Origin of the sequence: Pseudomonas sp. C2B4 (genome assembly GCF_013359695.1) — a bacterium.
In the GTDB taxonomy this organism is placed as follows: Bacteria; Pseudomonadota; Gammaproteobacteria; order Pseudomonadales; family Pseudomonadaceae; genus Aquipseudomonas.
This window is the reverse complement of record NZ_JABFMU010000031.1, coordinates 52,348-69,034: the sequence shown is the minus strand read 5'-3', so window position 1 is coordinate 69,034 and position 16,687 is coordinate 52,348. Positions and strand designations below refer to the sequence as shown.

General features: G+C 61.7%; 14 protein-coding genes. 4 read left to right on the top strand and 10 right to left on the bottom strand.

The features are described from left to right. Nucleotides 1-536: 536 nt before the first annotated feature. Nucleotides 537-1,505, bottom strand: coding sequence for a LysR family transcriptional regulator (locus HNQ83_RS19330; RefSeq protein ID WP_175390411.1), 969 nt, complete (start codon nucleotides 1,503-1,505; stop codon nucleotides 537-539). A gap of 180 nt (nucleotides 1,506-1,685) precedes the next feature. On the opposite strand from HNQ83_RS19330, the gene HNQ83_RS19325 reads away from it, so the two are divergent. From HNQ83_RS19325 to HNQ83_RS19310, 4 genes are all read left to right on the top strand, one after another. Next, nucleotides 1,686-3,185 (top strand): efflux transporter outer membrane subunit, encoded by a 1,500-nt coding sequence (locus HNQ83_RS19325; protein ID WP_175390410.1) that lies wholly within the window; start codon nucleotides 1,686-1,688, stop codon nucleotides 3,183-3,185. Between the two features lie 139 nt (nucleotides 3,186-3,324). Then, nucleotides 3,325-5,520: an FUSC family protein gene (locus HNQ83_RS19320; protein ID WP_175390409.1), complete on the top strand. Its 2,196-nt coding sequence runs from the start codon at nucleotides 3,325-3,327 to the stop codon at nucleotides 5,518-5,520. Further along, nucleotides 5,510-5,710: a DUF1656 domain-containing protein gene (locus HNQ83_RS19315; RefSeq protein ID WP_175390408.1), complete on the top strand. Its 201-nt coding sequence runs from the start codon at nucleotides 5,510-5,512 to the stop codon at nucleotides 5,708-5,710. The genes HNQ83_RS19320 and HNQ83_RS19315 overlap by 11 nt, the downstream gene beginning before the upstream one ends. Nucleotides 5,711-5,720: 10 nt before the next feature. Next, on the top strand, nucleotides 5,721-6,584 hold the full coding sequence (locus HNQ83_RS19310) for an HlyD family secretion protein (RefSeq protein WP_175390407.1): 864 nt from the start codon (nucleotides 5,721-5,723) through the stop codon (nucleotides 6,582-6,584). A 122-nt stretch (nucleotides 6,585-6,706) separates the two neighbouring features. On the opposite strand, the gene HNQ83_RS19305 is transcribed toward HNQ83_RS19310, so the two are convergent. From HNQ83_RS19305 to HNQ83_RS19265, 9 genes are all read right to left on the bottom strand, one after another. Beyond that, nucleotides 6,707-7,102: a DUF4440 domain-containing protein gene (locus HNQ83_RS19305; RefSeq protein WP_175390406.1), complete on the bottom strand. Its 396-nt coding sequence runs from the start codon at nucleotides 7,100-7,102 to the stop codon at nucleotides 6,707-6,709. Between the two features lie 145 nt (nucleotides 7,103-7,247). Further along, the gene (locus HNQ83_RS19300; protein WP_175390405.1) at nucleotides 7,248-8,072 is read right to left on the bottom strand and encodes an SDR family oxidoreductase; all 825 of its coding nucleotides are present in this window, start codon (nucleotides 8,070-8,072) and stop codon (nucleotides 7,248-7,250) included. A gap of 47 nt (nucleotides 8,073-8,119) precedes the next feature. Next, complete coding sequence (locus tag HNQ83_RS19295) at nucleotides 8,120-8,584, bottom strand: multidrug transporter (protein WP_175390404.1); 465 nt, start codon at nucleotides 8,582-8,584, stop codon at nucleotides 8,120-8,122. 275 nt (nucleotides 8,585-8,859) lie between these two features. Further along, nucleotides 8,860-10,311: a mannose-1-phosphate guanylyltransferase/mannose-6-phosphate isomerase gene (locus HNQ83_RS19290; RefSeq protein ID WP_175390403.1), complete on the bottom strand. Its 1,452-nt coding sequence runs from the start codon at nucleotides 10,309-10,311 to the stop codon at nucleotides 8,860-8,862. 155 nt (nucleotides 10,312-10,466) lie between these two features. Then, on the bottom strand, nucleotides 10,467-11,123 hold the full coding sequence (locus HNQ83_RS19285) for an alginate O-acetyltransferase AlgF (protein ID WP_175390402.1): 657 nt from the start codon (nucleotides 11,121-11,123) through the stop codon (nucleotides 10,467-10,469). Nucleotides 11,124-11,140: 17 nt separating this feature from the next. Further along, nucleotides 11,141-12,316, bottom strand: coding sequence for an alginate O-acetyltransferase (locus tag HNQ83_RS19280; protein ID WP_175390401.1), 1,176 nt, complete (start codon nucleotides 12,314-12,316; stop codon nucleotides 11,141-11,143). Between the two features lie 11 nt (nucleotides 12,317-12,327). Continuing rightward, entirely contained in the window at nucleotides 12,328-13,893 is a 1,566-nt protein-coding gene (locus HNQ83_RS19275; RefSeq protein WP_175390400.1) for an MBOAT family protein, read from the bottom strand. Nucleotides 13,894-14,107: 214 nt separating this feature from the next. Continuing rightward, complete coding sequence (locus tag HNQ83_RS19270) at nucleotides 14,108-15,223, bottom strand: mannuronate-specific alginate lyase (RefSeq protein WP_175390399.1); 1,116 nt, start codon at nucleotides 15,221-15,223, stop codon at nucleotides 14,108-14,110. An 8-nt stretch (nucleotides 15,224-15,231) separates the two neighbouring features. Continuing rightward, nucleotides 15,232-16,683: an alginate O-acetyltransferase gene (locus HNQ83_RS19265; RefSeq protein ID WP_175390398.1), complete on the bottom strand. Its 1,452-nt coding sequence runs from the start codon at nucleotides 16,681-16,683 to the stop codon at nucleotides 15,232-15,234. Nucleotides 16,684-16,687: the final 4 nt, after the last annotated feature.

The following is a 16,687-nucleotide window of genomic DNA, read 5'->3' as shown; positions in this document are numbered from 1 at the left end:
CAGGTGTTACCTATGTGCCTGAACTTTTCTGTTACCTATGTGGTTGATCCCTTCACGCCCCGGCGTCCGGCCCCTCGCTAGGGCTCGGGGTTCCTTCGCTCCGGCATTCATCCGGGGGCATTGCCCTCCGGTTGGCTTCGCTGCACCTACATGCAATGAGTTCGACTGCGTCGAACGGCGCTGCGCGCCCATCCCCGGATGAACGCCTCCACTCAGCCTTCCGAAGGGGCGGGTGGATCAAAAGCAGCCGAGGCGAGCTGACACTCGACCTCACTGCTGTTCGCGTTCCCCTGTGGGAGCGGGCTTGCCCGCGAAGGCGGCCTGACAGCCGACCTGATTTTTGCGGATGTGCCTCGACCCTGTGGGAGCGGGCTCGCCCGCGATGGCGGCCTGACAGCCGACCAATACCTCTCGGACATGTATCGGATCCAACTGTGGGAGCGAGCCTGCTCGCGAAAGCGATCTATCTGTTTGCACAAATGTTGAATGTGAAATCGCCTTCGCAAGCAGGCTCGCTCCGACAAGGGTTCAGACGATCAATTCGCCACTCTCGCCCCAGCAAGACTCCCGCTCAACTCATACGCCGCCAATTCCGCCTGATGCGCTGCCAACAGCTCTGGCAGCGATCCCCGCAGGTATTCCACCCAGGTCTTGATCTTCGCATCCAGGTACTGCCGTGACGGGTAGATCGCGTACAGGTTCAGTTCCTGCGAGCGGTAGTTGGGCATGACGCGCACCAGCGAGCCGTTGCGCAGGCCGTCAATCGCCGCGTACAGCGGCAGCACGCCAACGCCCATGCCGCTGATGATCGCGGTTTTCATGGCGTCGGCGGAGTTCACCAGGAACGGCGAGCTGTTGATGGTGACCATTTCCTGGCCATCGGGACCGTCGAAGGCCCATTTTTCCAGGGGGATGACCGGGCTGACCAGGCGCAGGCAGGCGTGGTTGAGCAGGTCGCTGGGTTTTTGCGCGCAACCGTTGGCTTTGACGTAGGCCGGGGAGGCGCAAACGATGCTGTAGGTGATGCCCAGGCGTTGGGAAACGAAGCCCGAGTCCGGCAGTTCGCTGGCGAGCACGATGGACACGTCATAGCCCTCGTCCAGCAGGTCCGGCACGCGGTTGGCCATGGTCAGGTCGAAGGTCACGTCCGGGTGGGTCTTGCGGTAGCGGGCGATGGCGTCGATCACGAAGTGCTGGCCGATACCGGTCATGGTGTGCACTTTCAGTTGCCCGGCCGGGCGGGCGTGGGCGTCGCTGGCTTCGGCTTCGGCCTCTTCGACATAGGCCAGGATCTGTTCGCAGCGCAGCAGGTAGCGTTTGCCGGCTTCGGTCAGGGCGATGCGTCGTGTCGTTCGGTTGAGCAGACGGGTTTGCAGGTGGGCTTCCAGGTTGGAGACCGCGCGCGAGACGTTGGCGGTGGTGGTGTCCAGTTGCACGGCGGCGGCGGTGAAGCTGCCGGCTTCGGCCACGTAACTGAAGGCGCGCATGTTTTGCAATGTGTCCATGGGGTGCTCTCGGGTTCGATGGCAAATTGTGACACGAAGTTTCAGGATCTGAGATCCCAGACTTAAGGATTATCTCGTTAACGGTAACAAAGATTCACAGGAATCCCAGCTTATCGTCATTCCGGTCGCCCCCTAGAATTGCGCCGATCGTTGTACCTCCCTCCTCAGGAATTTTCAGCAGTGCCGCGTCGCATCAGCAGAGCGCTTCAACCCCTCAGTCTTCTGGCTTTAACCCTGGCAATCAGCGGCTGCATCGGAACCGGAGGTATTGCCCCGCAGGGCAAGGCGCTGCAGGCCGATTCACTGGCCACCGACGAAGCCATCCGCGATGCCGCCCAGGATGCACACTGGCCGACTGCCCAATGGTGGCAGGCTTATGGTGACCCGCAACTGAACCGCTGGATCGACCTGGCCGTGCAAGGCAGCCCGAGCCTGGCCATGGCCGCCGCGCGGGTGCGTCAGGCCAAATCCATGGCCGGTGTCGCTGAAGCGGCCGAGTCGTTGCAGATCAACGGCGAATCCACCCTCAAGCGCCACAACTGGCCCACCGATCCGTTCTATGGCCCCGGCGACCTGGCCAACAGCACCACCTGGGACAACAACGCCGCGCTGGGCTTCAGCTACGCCCTCGACCTCTGGGGGCGCGAAAGCAACGCCACCGAGCGCGCCGTCGACATGGCCCACATGACCGCCGCCGAAGCGCGCCAGGCCCAGCTCGAATTGCAGAACAACATCGTGCGGGTCTATATCGAACTCTCGTTGCATTACGCGCAGCGGGACATTGTCGAGGCGACCCTCAAGCAGCAACAGCAAATCCTCGATCTGGCGCAGAAACGCCTGGACGGCGGTATCGGCACGCATTTCGAAGTCAGCCAGGCCGAGACGCCGCTGCCGGAAACCCATCGGCAGATCGATGCCCTGGACGAAGAAATCGCCCTGAGCCGCAATCAACTGGCCGCGCTGGCGGGCAAAGGCCCGGGGGAGGGCGCGCAATTGCAGCGGCCAACGCTGTCACTGGGTGCGCCGCTGAAACTGCCCTCGTCATTGCCGGCGCAATTGCTGGGGCAACGGCCGGACGTGGTCGCCGGTCGCTGGCAAGTGGCGGCGCAGGCCCGGGGTATCGAGGTGGCACATGCCGGCTTCTATCCCAACGTCGATCTGGTCGGCAGCCTGGGCTACATGGCCACGGGCGGCGGGGCGTTGGAGTTCCTGACGGGCAGGAAACTCAACTACAACGTGGGACCGGCGATTTCCTTGCCGATTTTCGACGGCGGGCGTTTGCGCGCGGAGCTGGGAGAAGCCTCGGCCGGTTATGACATCGCCGTGGCCAGGTACAACCAGACCCTGGTCAATGCCCTGAAAAACATCTCCGATCAACTGATTCGCCGCGAGTCCATGGACAAGCAGCAAGCCTTCGCCGCCGAGTCGGTGGCCACCGCGCAGAAAACCTACGACATCGCGATGATCGCCTATCAGCGCGGACTGACCGATTACCTCAACGTGCTCAATGCCCAAACCTTGTTGTTCAAACAGCAGCAGGTCCAGCAGCAGGTCCAGGCGGCGCGGTTGAGTGCCCATGCCGAACTGGTGACGGCGCTCGGCGGTGGATTGGGCGCGGGTAACGATGTGCCGAAAGACAGCCAGACCGCCGCCCCGAAAACCCCGGTTCTTTTACGTTGAACACAAACCCTGTGGGAGCGGGCTTGCTCGCGAAGAGGCCGTGTCAGTCAATGGTGATGTCGCCTGAGCCACCGCTTTCGCGAGCAGGCTCGCTCCCACAGGTCCTGAGTCTGGACTTAATTGCAGTGAGCAGCGTTTCATGACCCCTTTGCCCGCTCCCTTGCGCTGGCTGTATTCCCTCGAATGGCGCCGGGGTTTCTTCGACTGGGCGCGCAGCGACGGCGTGACCTGGGTGTACATATTCAAGGTACTGATCGCGGCCTTCCTGACGTTGTGGCTGGCCATGCGCCTGGAGCTGCCGCAACCGCGCACGGCGATGATCACCGTGTTCATTGTCATGCAGCCGCAAAGCGGCCAGGTGTTCGCCAAGAGTTTCTATCGCTTCCTCGGCACGCTGGCCGGGTCGGCGGTGATGGTCGCGCTGATTGCCTTGTTCGCGCAAAACACCGAACTGTTCCTTGGCGCACTGGCGATCTGGGTGGGTATCTGCTCGGCCGGTGCCGCACGTTCGCGCAACTTCCGCGCCTACGGCTTCGTGCTCGCCGGCTACACCGCGGCGATGGTCGGATTGCCGGCGCTGGCGCATCCCGACGGCGCATTCATGATGGCGGTCTGGCGGGTACTGGAGATCTCGCTGGGGATTCTCTGCTCGACCCTGGTCAGCGCCGCGATCCTGCCGCAAACCGCCAGCGCCGCCATGCACAACGCCTTGTATCAGCGCTTCGGGGTGTTCGCCTTGTTCGTCACCGACGGCTTGCGCGGGCGCAGTCAACGCGAGTCCTTCGAGGCCAGCAACGTGCGCTTCATCGCCGAGGCGGTGGGCCTGGAAGGATTGCGCAGCGTCACCGTGTTCGAAGACCCGCACATGCGTCGGCGCAATGGTCGACTCAGTCGCCTGAACAGCGAATTCATGGGCGTAACCACGCGATTCAACGCCTTGCATCAGTTGCTTGAGCGCCTGCGCCGCAACGGTGCCGATCACGTCGAGTCGGCGATCAAACCGGGCTTGCAGGACCTGGCCGAATTGCTCGACGGCTTCAGCGGCCGCGCCCTGACCAGCGCCGACGCGGCACGGCTGGTCACAGCGTTGACGGCTTACAAGTCCGGTTTGCCGGCGCGGGTGCGCAGATTGCGGACGATCTTCCAGGAGAGCGACCCGAGCGACGCTGAGCAACTGGATTTCCACACCGCGTATGAACTGCTGTATCGCTTCGTCGATGACCTTCACAGTTATGCACAGACCCACGCGTCCCTGGCCGATCACAGCCATGAGCGCGAGCAATGGGACGAACCCTTCACCCCGCAAACCAACTGGCTGGCGGCCGCGGCGTCGGGGATTCGTGCGTCGTTCATTCTGCTGGTGCTGGGCAGTTACTGGGTGGCCACGGCCTGGCCGAGCGGGGCGACCATGACCCTGGTCGCCGCCGCCACCGTGGGCCTGTCCGCCGCCACGCCGAACCCTAAGCGCATGGCCTTCCAGATGGCGTGTGGCACCTTGCTCGGTGCGGTGATCGGTTTCGTCGAGATGTTTTTCATCTTCCCGTGGATCGATGGCTTCCCCTTGCTGTGCGTGATGCTCGCGCCGGTCTTCGTGCTGGGCGCCTTCCTCGCATCGCGGCCGCAGTACGCCGGGGTCGGAGTGGGTTTGCTGATCTTTTTCAGCATCGGTTCGGTGCCGGACAACCTCACGGTCTACAACCCCTACACCTTCATCAACGACTACATCGCCATGGTGCTCGGCATGCTGGTGTGCGCGGCGGCGGGGGCGATCATTCTGCCGCCCAACAGTCGCTGGCTGTGGCGGCGTCTGGAGCAGGACCTGCGCGGGCAGGTGGTGTACGCCATCAGTGGCAAACTCAAGGGCCTGGCGTCGAGTTTCGAAAGCCGTACCCGCGACCTGGTGCATCAGGCCTACGGCTTCGCGGCGGGTCAGCCGCAAGTACAACGCAATTTACTGCGCTGGATGTTCGTGGTGCTGGAGGTCGGCCACGCGATCATCGAGTTGCGCAAGGAACAGGCGATCCTCCCGGTGCACCCGGCTTACGCTGAATCCCAGCCGTGGCGCCAGTCGATCCGCGTGATGGGGCGCTCGCTGGTGCGGCTGTTCCTGCAACCGGGCCAAAGCAATCTGGAGCGCGCATTGATTGCGGTCGACCACGCGATCAGCCGTGTGCAGGCCACCGACGAACCCTTCGCCCCGCACTTCGACACCTCGGCGTTGCGCCGGGTGAAAAGCTACCTGCACTTTATCCGCACTTCATTGCTGGACCCGCAATCGCCCCTGTCCAGCTATACCCAGGCCGCCAAGCTCCAAGGACTTGACCATGCCCCGTGAAATCGCCTTCCACGGCGTGTACATGCCGACCATGACCCTGATGTTTTTGATTGCCGCCGTGCTGGCCTGGGCGTTCGACCGGTTTCTCGCCGGGTTCGACCTGTACCGCTTTTTCTGGCACCCGGCGCTGCTGCGCCTGAGTCTGTTTACCTGTCTGTTCGGCGCAATGGCGCTGTCTGTCTACCACTGAGAATGCCCTGATGAAAAAGTTTTTCAGCCTGCTCGCCACGCTGCTGATCCTGGCCCTGGCGATATGGATCGGCCGCACGCTGTGGGTGCACTACATGGAAACCCCGTGGACCCGCGACGGCCGGGTGCGCGCTGACATCATCAACGTCGCCGCCGATGTCACCGGTGAAGTGGTGAACGTGCCGGTGCGCGACAATCAGTTGGTGAAGAAGGGCGACCTGCTGATGCAGATCGACCCCGAGCACTACCGCCTCGCAGTCAAGCAGGCGCAATCGCTGGTGGCTTCGCGCAAGGCGACTTGGGAGATGCGCAAGGTCAACGCCCATCGCCGCGCGGATCTGGACAATCTGGTGATCTCAAAAGAAAACCGCGACGACGCCAGCAACATCGCCGACTCGGCCCTGGCCGATTATCAACAGGCCCAGGCGCAACTTGAAGCCGCCGAACTCAATCTCAAGCGCACCGAAGTCCGCGCGGCGGTGGACGGTTATGTCACCAACCTCAATGTGCATCGTGGCGACTATGCGCGCATCGGCGAAGCGAAAATGGCTGTGGTCGACATGAACTCGTTCTGGGTCTACGGCTTCTTCGAAGAAACCAAGCTGCCCCACGTGCGCGTGGGCGACAAGGCGGACATGCAGCTGATGAGCGGCGAAGTGCTCAAGGGGCATGTGGAAAGCATTTCACGTGGGATCTACGACCGCGACAATCCGGAAAGCCGCGAGCTGATTGCGGATGTGAACCCGACCTTCAACTGGGTGCGCCTGGCGCAGCGGGTGCCGGTGCGGATTCACATCGATGAAGTGCCGGAGGGGGTGCTGTTGGCGGCGGGGATTACTTGTACGGTGGTGGTCAAGCAGGGTGATGGTGCGTAACCGGTAGACTGAGTCGGTATCTTCGCGAGCAGGCTCGCTCCCACAGTTGAAATGCATTCCCCTGTGGGAGCGAGCCTGCTCGCGAATGCCGCGCCTCAGTCCTCCAGGCATACGGTAGGCTTTCACTCGTTGCAGAAAGTCTCCTGCAAATGCCGCCAAAGAATCTTGCCATCCACCTTCTCGAACACCACGGTCGAGCGGCGATCGGAGTGCAGGCCGGTGGCATCGGTCTGTTGTTCGCGATAACTCACGGTCGCGCCATCGTTGTGCAGCGCGATGCCGCGCAACTCGCTGAGCTCGATGCGGAACCCGAGCTTCTTGCCACCCGCCAGCATGAACAACGCCTCCAGCGCGTTGAAGTCCAGCACCCGGCCCAATGGCGAGACCATGGAGAACTGCGGTGAGAATCGGGTCAGCAGGTGTTCGAGTTCGGACGGATCCTGCTCCTCGGCCAGCCATTTTTCGATGGCGACGTGGGACTGGATCACTTCGTCGAAGTAGTCGGTGAAGTCGGTCATGTTGGGTCCTTGGATTCTATGGAGTCTGTTCGGACGTCATCGCGGGCAAGCCCGCTCCCACAGGGTGCTTCGGTGTGAATGCAATCTATGCCTTCCAGCAAAACTTTGTGGGAGCGGGCTTGCCCGCGATGAGGGCGCTGCGGTCTCAGAGCTGTCCACGCAACCCGAACCGCTTCATCAAGGTCGATTCCAGCAATCCCTTGGGCAACAAAGTCGCCAATAGCGGCAACGCGCGGCTGCCGTTGCCGAGGCGAATCAGCCGCGGCGGCTTGCTCTGCTGCACGGCCTTGAGCAAACCGGCGGCGAATTCGCTGGCCGGGGTCGGGTTGTCCTGGGACGCCTTGGCCCGTGCGCGGATGCCTTCACGCAACGGGAACCACGGCGATTGTTCGCTGATCAGTTGCTCGGCCTCATGGCCGGCGTTCTTGGCGAAACTGGAGGCAATGGCACCAGGCTGCACTTCCATGACCCGCACGCCGAACGGCGCCAGTTCCATGCGCAAGGCATCGCTCAAGGCATGCACGGCGGCCTTGGACGCGCAGTAGGCGCCCGCGAACGGCGTGACCAGCACTCCTGAGACGCTGCCGACATTGACCACGATGCCTTTGGCACGACGCAACACCGCAAACATGGCGCGTGTCACGCCGACCAGGGCGAATACGTTGGTTTCGAACTGACGCTGCATCGCCTGCACGCCGCCATCGAGCAACGGCCCCATGGCGCCGTAACCGGCGTTGTTGATCAGGACATCGAGGCCGCCATGCTGCTGGTTGATCCGTTCGCTCAACTGTTCAAGTGCCTGGCCGTCGTTGACGTCCAGTTGCACGGCGGTGAAGCCGGTGGCGCTCAGCATGGCCACGTCTTCAGCCTTGCGCGCCGTGGCCCAGACTTCGTAACCGGCGCTTTTGAACGCATCGGCAAGGGCGCGGCCAATGCCGCTGGAACATCCGGTAATCAACGCAACGGGCATGGCGCGGTCCTTGTGCAAATCAGTGGGGGAAGCTCGTAGGGGAAAGCTCAGTCAGAAAAACTACCCTGCAAACGCTCGGCGCGAAACTCCAGGGTTTCCGGACGGTAGCCGGGGCGCAGTGGCGGTAGCGGTAAACAGTCTTGCCAGTTGCCGCCGGCCTGCAATTCGCCGGGCCCGCGGTAACGGGGGGCGGTGTATTGATTGTCGGCCAGGTTGACCGTGTCGCCGGGCGCATAGGCAGCCACTCGCCAGCGCAGTTCGGTCAGCGGCACGTCGTTGCCGTTGTTCAGGGTCAATTGGAGCGGTCGGTCGGCAGGACAGTGTTGCGGCGCGTAGCTGATGCGCAGTTCAAGACGTTGCAGTTGCTTGAGTTCGCGGTGGTCCATCCAGATGACCCAGGTGGCGACGATGCCCAGGCCCACGGCGGCGGCCAGGGAAACGGGCAAGGCCTTGGCCGGATAGCGCAGCAACAGGATCAGCCAGGTGATGACCAGCAGGATGCCGATGAACATGACGCGCAAACCTCGGGGATAGATAGGACCATCGTACCTAAGCGTGGGGGAGGTTGGCGATGGGCGAGAGATTTGTGGGGAAAGTTATGGCCCCTTCGCGAGCAGGCTCGCTCCCACAGTTGATTTGTCGCGTTCACAAAACCACTGTGGGAGCGAGCCTGCTCGCGAAGGGGCCAGCCGAGGCAACACAAAACCAAGACAAAAAAAGCCCCCAACCAACCCGCTGCGGATAGGGAACGCATCAGGCCGATCAGGGGCTTAAGGTCTACAGAGGCTTATTGCGCGATGGTTTTCACCGACACGCCGCGCTCGATCGGCGTGGTGCGCCCGTAGATGTCTTCAAAGCGCTCGATATCGTCTTCACCCAGGTAGCTGCCCGATTGCACTTCGATGATCTCGAGTGGAATCTTGCCCGGATTGCGCAGACGGTGAACCGAGGCGATCGGGATGTAGGTCGACTGGTTTTCGGTCAGCAGGAACACATTCTCATCGCAAGTCACCTCGGCGGTGCCGCTGACGACGATCCAGTGCTCGGCACGGTGGTGGTGCATCTGCAGCGACAGGCACGCGCCCGGTTTCACCGAGATGTGCTTGACCTGGAAGCGGCCGCCCATGTCCACCGAATCGTAGGAACCCCAAGGACGGTAGACTTCGCAGTGATTCTGGGTTTCGCTGCGGCCCTGTTCGTTGAGGGTGTTGACCATCTGTTTCACGCCTTGGACCTTGTCCTTGTGCGCAATCATCATCGCGTCCTTGGTCTCGACGACGACGATGTTTTCCAGGCCGATCACCGACACCAGTTTGCCGTTGCCGTGGATCATGCAGTTGCGGCTGTCCTGGACCACCACGTCGCCTTTGGTGACGTTGCCGTGGGCGTCTTTTTCATTCACTTCCCACAGCGACGACCAGCAGCCGACATCACTCCAGCCCGCGGTCAGCGGCACCACGCAGGCACGCTGGGTTTTTTCCATCACCGAGTAGTCGATGGAGTTGTCCGGGCAGCAGGCGAAAGTCGCTTCGTCGATGCTCACCGAGTCGGGGTCTTGCTGGCTACGTTCCAGGGTCAGCAGGCAGGTGTCGTAGATATCCGGGTCATGCTTTTTCAGTTCTTCGAGGAAGCGGCTGGCGCGGAACAGGAACATGCCGCTGTTCCAGAAATAACCGCCGGACTGGACGAATTCGGTGGCGCGTTTCACATCCGGTTTTTCAACGAAATGCGAGACGCGGCTGACGCCTTCGGGCAGCAGCGAATCGTTGGTCGACTTGATGTAGCCGTAGCCGGTTTCCGGTTTGGTGGCCGGTACGCCGAACAGCACCATTTCGCCGTTTTCGGCGGCAACGGTGGCCAGGGCCAGGGCACGTTGCAGGGCTTTCTGGTCTTCCAGCACGTGGTCGGCCGGCAGCACCAGCATCAACTCGTCGCGACCTTCATTGACCAGCATCATCGCGGTCAGGGCCACGGCCGGTGCGGTGTTGCGGCCGAAGGGTTCCATCAGGATGCGCTGGGTTTCCAGTTTTCGGGCGGCCAGCTGTTCGTTGACGATGAAGCGGTGGTCCTTGTTGCAGACCACGATCGGGGTGTCCATGCCTTCGAACACCAGGCGCTCCAGGGTTTGCTGGAACAGCGTGTGCTCACCGGTCAGGGCCAGGAATTGTTTCGGGAACTGCTTGCGGGAAAGCGGCCAGAGACGTGAACCGCTACCACCGGAGAGGATGACTGGAATCATGGTGTTACTCCTTCAAAATCGTTTGGTTAGAGCCCCTGTGGGAGCGAGCCTGCTCGCGAAAGCGGTGTATCAGTCGACATTGATGTTGAATGTCAGACCGTATTCGCGAGCAGGCTCGCTCCCACAAGGGGGACTGCGTCAATTGGGGAATAGGGTTAGCGCGTCGACACCGGGCGTTTCACCCAGACCGGCGACAGGCTGCTGCCGCTGCCGGTGACGTACAGCACCGCGGCTTCACCGCGCTCCAGGGCGACCGGTTTCACGTCGCCGACCTTGGTTGCGCCGTCGTACAGCGCCAGGCTGACTTTCACCGGGTTGATTTCACGTTCGCCACGGCCCTTGGCGGCCACGTTCGGCACCACGTCAGTCTTGCCATCGGCGGTCTTCAGGGTCAGTGCCTTGTCGCTGAGGTTCTGCACGCGAACCAGGGACTTCTGTTTGTTCTTGAACGGCGGCTCTTCGATCAGTTGTGGCGCGCCGCTGGCGTTGTTGACCAGGGTGTAATAGTGGTCACCGGCCAGCTTCACCGGCAGGGTCTGGCTGCCGACCTTGGCGCTGTAGTCACCGCCTGGCATGAAGCTGAAGTCAGTGCTGGACAGTGGCGCAACGTCGCTCAGGTTGGTGCTGCCAACGGTGGCGCTGACTTCGGCGTTGCCGGCGTTGTAGACACGCACGAAGGTCGAGCCTTTTGGCGCGGTCGGGCCGTAGAGTGCGGCGTCGCCAGCGGCGAAGGCCTGCATCGAGAGCACACTCATGCCCGCAACCAGGGCAAGGGTCTTGGCGAGACGACGAGGAGTAGTAGTGAAAGTCATGGTAGTACCTCTCTCTTTCAGTTTTGCGCCCGGTCGGGCGTCTCGGATTTGTTGTTGATGGCTACGTTTTGTTGGCGAGCGCCGGCTTGTTTAAGCTCTGCGACCCACTGTGGGTCGGCGTCGCCGATTTCGTTGTTCACAGGCAGATATCGTTCAGGAAACTCCCAGATCAGCACTTGTGGCGGGCTGTTCTTGAAAGCATCGCTTTTCAGGTAGCTGAGCATCGGCAGGATCGGGCCGTGGCCGTCTTCGGCGTAATTGACCACGTCGCTGCGCAGGGCTTGCTTGAGCGCACCGACGAAATTCCAGTTGGGGTTGGCGCTGTAGCTGGTACCGATCAGCGCGACGGGAACTTCGGTGTTGGCGAACAAGGCGTCGTCACCGGCAGGCTGATCGCCCGCGGCCACGGTATTGCGCTTTTGCAACGGTTCTTGCGCCGGCATCAGGTTTTCGAACAGCGGGTCCAGCGGCAGGAACAGGCGCAGGTCGCCCTTGTGCGTGATCTTCTCCGCGGGCTCGGTGACGAAGTCTTGCGGATCGCCGCTCAACGGAAACTTGTCGGCAATGGTCCTGGCCAGGCGGTTGGCGGCGATCTCGGCGCCTTCCGGGGTCCAGTGGGTGTCGGTGCGCAGGAACACTTGCTTGCCGTCGTTTTTGGCGGCTTGCAGCGGGCCCAGCAGGTCCGGTGCCGGAATCCGGTCGGCCGCCAGGCGCTGGTGGAAGTCCTTGTAGAGGTTGGCGTGGATGCTGGCGGGTTTCACCTCGCCGAGGTGTTCCGGGTACAGGCGCACCTTGGCCGGTACCACGGCCATCACCAGTTGCACGCCTTTTTCTTTCAGGGTCTGGCGCACGCCTTCGACCAGCGCGTAGTTGCCTTGCAGGTTCAGCTCTTCGTTGACGACCGGATGGAATTCTTCATCGCTGTACAGCCACTGGTCGCGACCGAGCACCACGCCCGGACGGCCTTCGTTGAACAGCTTGAAATCCAGTGCTGCCCAGAGGTTGGTGCCCAGGCGCTTGATCGGGAACTCGTCGTCGTAGTGCGTCTCCACCGCCTTGGTCCAGCGGCCGTTGAGCACCGTCGCGTCGGCGTTGGTGCTGAAGCCCAGGAAGCTGCGAACCGACCACAGGCCCAGGGCCAGCAGGGTCACCAGAAACAGGGCGATGTAGAAGATGCGTAATGAGCGGGTCATGGTCAGATCCCTCAGAACTGGAAGTAAAGGAACGGCGAGAAGCTTTGCGCCGAGAGTTTGAGAATCGAGGCGATGAACAGCAGCAGCACCAGGGCGCGCATCGCATAGCGCGACCAGTCAGCGGTCCAGTAGGCCGGTTGCACCTGGGCTTCGACGCCGACGGTGTAACCAGGCTGGTGGATGCTCGCCGGGTTATCCCCAGGGACGGCTTTGATCGTTCCGGCTGTCGCGGCGGCCGGGCCGTCGGCATCGACGTTCACCTCAGGCTTGGTCTTGACCGGTGGCTGGTTGGTGTAGAAATCACGCAGGCCGAAGAACGCCAGGGTCACGTACGCCACAATCAGCGTCGCCACTTGCAGGCCGGTGAGGCTGGCCTGGTTGAGTTCCGACAGCGACCAGTCGCCGAAGCTGAACATCGCGCCGTACATGCGGCCGGCGACGTGCAGGTTTTCCGCCCGGAAAATCACCCAACCCATTACCACCAGCAGGAAGGTCAGCACCCAGCGAATCGGATTGAAGCTGCGCGGCGAGGTGTTCAAACCGAGGGCTTTTTCAATCGCCAGCCACATGCCGTGCCACGCACCCCAGACGATGTAGGTGATGTTCGCGCCGTGCCACAGACCACCGAGCAGCATGGTCAGGAACAGGTTGCGATAGGTCATCAGCGTGCCTTTGCGATTGCCGCCGAGGGTGATGTACAGGTAGTCACGCAGCCAGGTCGACAGGCTGATGTGCCAGCGGCGCCAGAACTCGGTGATCGACTGGCTGATGTACGGCTGCTTGAAGTTTTCCATGAAGCGGAAGCCCATCATCAAGCCCAGGCCGATGGCCATGTCGCTGTAGCCGGAGAAGTCGAAATACAACTGCGCGGTGTACGCCAGGGCGCCGAGCCAGGCATCGCCCGTGGTCGGGTTTTGCAGGGCGAAGCAATGGTCGGCCACCACCGCGAGGGTGTCGGCGATGAACACTTTCTTGATGAAACCCTGCATGAACCGCGTGCAGCCCTCGGAGAATTTGTCGAGGGTGTGGGTGCGGTTGTTGAACTGATCGGCGAGGTCGCGGAAACGCAGCACGGGACCGGCGATCAGGTGCGGGAAGATCGCCACGAACGCTGCGAAGTCGATCAGGTTGCGGGTTGCCGGGGTGTCACCACGGTAGACGTCGATGATGTAGCTGATGGACTCGAAGATGTAAAACGAGATCCCGATCGGCAACAGCACGTGGGTCAGGATGAACGGCTCCAGGCCCACCGACGTCATCATGGCGTTGATGCTGTCGACGCCGAAGTTGGCGTACTTGAAGTAGCCGAGGATGCACAGGTCGACGGCCACGCCGAGCAGCAGCCAGCGCTGCGCCGGTTTGGTCTTGACCCCGGCGGCACCGACTTTGAGGCCGATCCAGTAGTTCCACAGCGTGACGGCGGCGAACAGCGCCAGGAAGTCCACACGCCACCAGGCGTAGAACACGTAGCTGGCAATCAGCAGCAGTAAATTGCGATAGCGTTGCCCGCTCAGGTAGTACAAGCCGAGAAAGATCGGCAAGAACAAAAACAGGAACACGTTGGACGAAAAAACCATCCCGATCTCTCCTTGTTTAACCAACAGTCAAGGGCCAACGGCCCCCCCAAACCCCCCATCGAAAACCGGGGGGATAACCCACAAAACTAAAACTCGATACATGCCCCCTGTAGGAGCGAGCCTGCTCGCGATGAGGCCCTGTCAGTCGACATCGATGTTGGATGTCAGACCGCAATCGCGAGCAGGCTCGCTCCTACAGGTTTTTTTGTCTGTTCTAGGAACCCTTGTTGCCCTTTTCGTTTGCCGGGTCATAGACCTTGGTCAGGTCCCCCCCAAGGCGGAAGGTCTTGAACGGCTGCATCGAGTGCTTCTTCTGCAGCACATCCGGCGAACAGGTGTAGAGGGTGCAGAACGGTTCGAGCCAGGCGAATTTCATGTCCTCCTTCAGGTCGGTCATGTCCTGTTCCTTGCCGTTCTTTTTCTCGAACTCATCCGGGTCTTTCACCCCGGCGAGCACGCGATCACCCAGGCGTTTGAGCGCGCCGTTGTTTTCCTGACGCAGATCCACACCGTTGACCTGGGCAAAACTGGCGATCATCGCCAGCGGCGGCAGGGCGTAGTTGTGGTAGGCGAGGGCGCGTTGCTGGCGCTTGAGTTCGTTGGGCAGGTAGCCATCAGCGTCGACCTGATGGGCGCCGACCTTGTATTCCTTCACCGCCCAGTCGAACAGGTCGCGGCGGTTGGTGGCGATGGACGTTGCCATCACCGACCAGGCGGCCCAGTACGAATGGTTGTTGGTCTTGTCCAGCGGCAGGTTGTCCCAGTCGCTCACCACTTGATCAGCCATTTTGCTGAACCAGGCTTCGATCAACTGCGACTCCTGCTGATGGTTGGCCAGCGGGTGGGAGTCGGAAAATTTCAGGCGAATGTAGGACGACGCCATGCTGCCCAGCGCCCATTTGCGCATGGACTTGCCGGTGTGGTTGAAGTCCTTGGACATCAAGGCATCGGCCTTGGCCCAGGCCGTCAACCAGTTGAGCGTGCATTCCAGTTGTTCCGGGCGACCGTCACGCATGAACTGCATCACCCGCTTGCTGGTGCCGCGCTCGATCTTGGTGATGTCGGCGGTGCTGTCACGGAAGGCTTTTTCCGATTGCACGTTCAGCGTTGAACGGGCCTTGTCCGAGCCTTCGTACTTGCTGCGAAACTGCAGCGAGCCGGTGTACGGCGTCGGCATGGCATCGCAGCCTTCGCTCTTGTCGCCGGTTTTGACTTTCTCGATCGGCGCGAAGTAGCCCTGCGGCGGACGCAGTGGCGCGGCCGCTTGGGTTGCGCCGGCGAACATCGCCAGGCTCAACAGCGTCAGTGTTGCAAGTGTCGGATTTCGCATAGCAGACCTCATTGCCCGACCGAAGCAGTACGCTGCTCGGCGCCCGGGAATACGTTGCGTTTGCAGATTTTCGCTTCGACCTTCTGTGGCGCGGCACCTGCTTTTTCAGGCCCCTGGATTTCAACGGCCAGCAGATTCTGCGAGGCCCAGTCTTCGTCCGTGCGCAACTCGAAGGCGAAACGCCCGTCGGTGTCGGAGGTTTCCGGTTTGTCGATCTTGATGTCCTCGTGGCGCCCGTTCATGTACCAGAGGGTGGCTTGCAGGGTTTTCACCGAGGTGTCGGCGAAGCGGATGTCGACCTGGTGACTGCTGTTACGCAGGTCGAGGTTTTTGCTGTTGACCATCAATTCGTTCTTGCCCGGTTTCAAGGTGGTGCTGCCGGACATCTGTGCAGCCTTGCCTTCGCAACCGTTGTCCAGCAGCGCCATCATCTGGCGGTAGATGGTTTCCTGGTCGAGGCGATAGAGCGGCGAGAATTCCCAGATGAGAATCTTCGGCGGGTTTTTCTGGAACTCGTCGCTGCCCAGGTACTGCAGCATCGAACCTTCCAGGCCGCCGCCGGGGAACGCCACGTTGAGAATGTCGGCGCCGATGGCCTCTTCGAGGAAACCGGCGAAGTTGTAGTTCTTGCCACTGTGGCTGGTGCCGACCAGGGTGATCTGCGGATTGCCGGAATCGCCGAACAGGTCGCCATCGCCCGCTTCGCCTTTCGGCTCGGTGGTGAATTGATCCATGTACTGGATCGCGTAGCTGGTGCCACAGAGTTGACCGGCCATGTTGTGTAACGTTCCGGTCTTGCCCATGCGACCCGACTTATGGGTCTCGAATTCACGCTTGGGAATGTCGGCGAAGGCCGGGATCTGCTTGACCTTCTCGGCGACGATTTTCGCCGTGCGCTGGGCACCATAAGGCGTCCAGTGCTGGTCGCCACGGAAGTAGAAGTCGTGGGCGGGCAGGGTGTCGGGCAGTTGTTCGTTGGTCAGCGGCGAGAGGTCCGGCACCACGTAACCCATCTGCGCGAAACGCCCGAGCATGGTCTTGTAGTTGCGCAGCGCCTTGTCGAAATCGAAGCTGGCTTTCTCGGCCGGATTCAACTTGTTGCGGTTCACCAGGCCACGGGTCGGTTGATAAACAACAACGAGCTCCACGCCTTTGCTCTTGAACGCATCGTGTAGCTGTTTCATGCGTTTGTAGCCGGCGGGGGTGGTGTCGAATTCAGTGCGCAAGTCTTCCTGGGTACGGAACAGCCAGTCGCCCTGGGCCTGCACCAGCGTGGTGAAGTTCTGCTGGTAGCGGGTGGTGTAGTTCTTCGGGTCGTGGGCGGCCGGGCACAGGCTGCAGCACGGCTCGGCCGAGAATGTCGGCGCCTGGGATTCATCGGCGCGCACGCCGTTGCTGGCGGCAAGAATGCCGGCGGCCAGGGCCGACAGGCTGAGTAATTTGATCAGGTGTGGGTGCATAAAA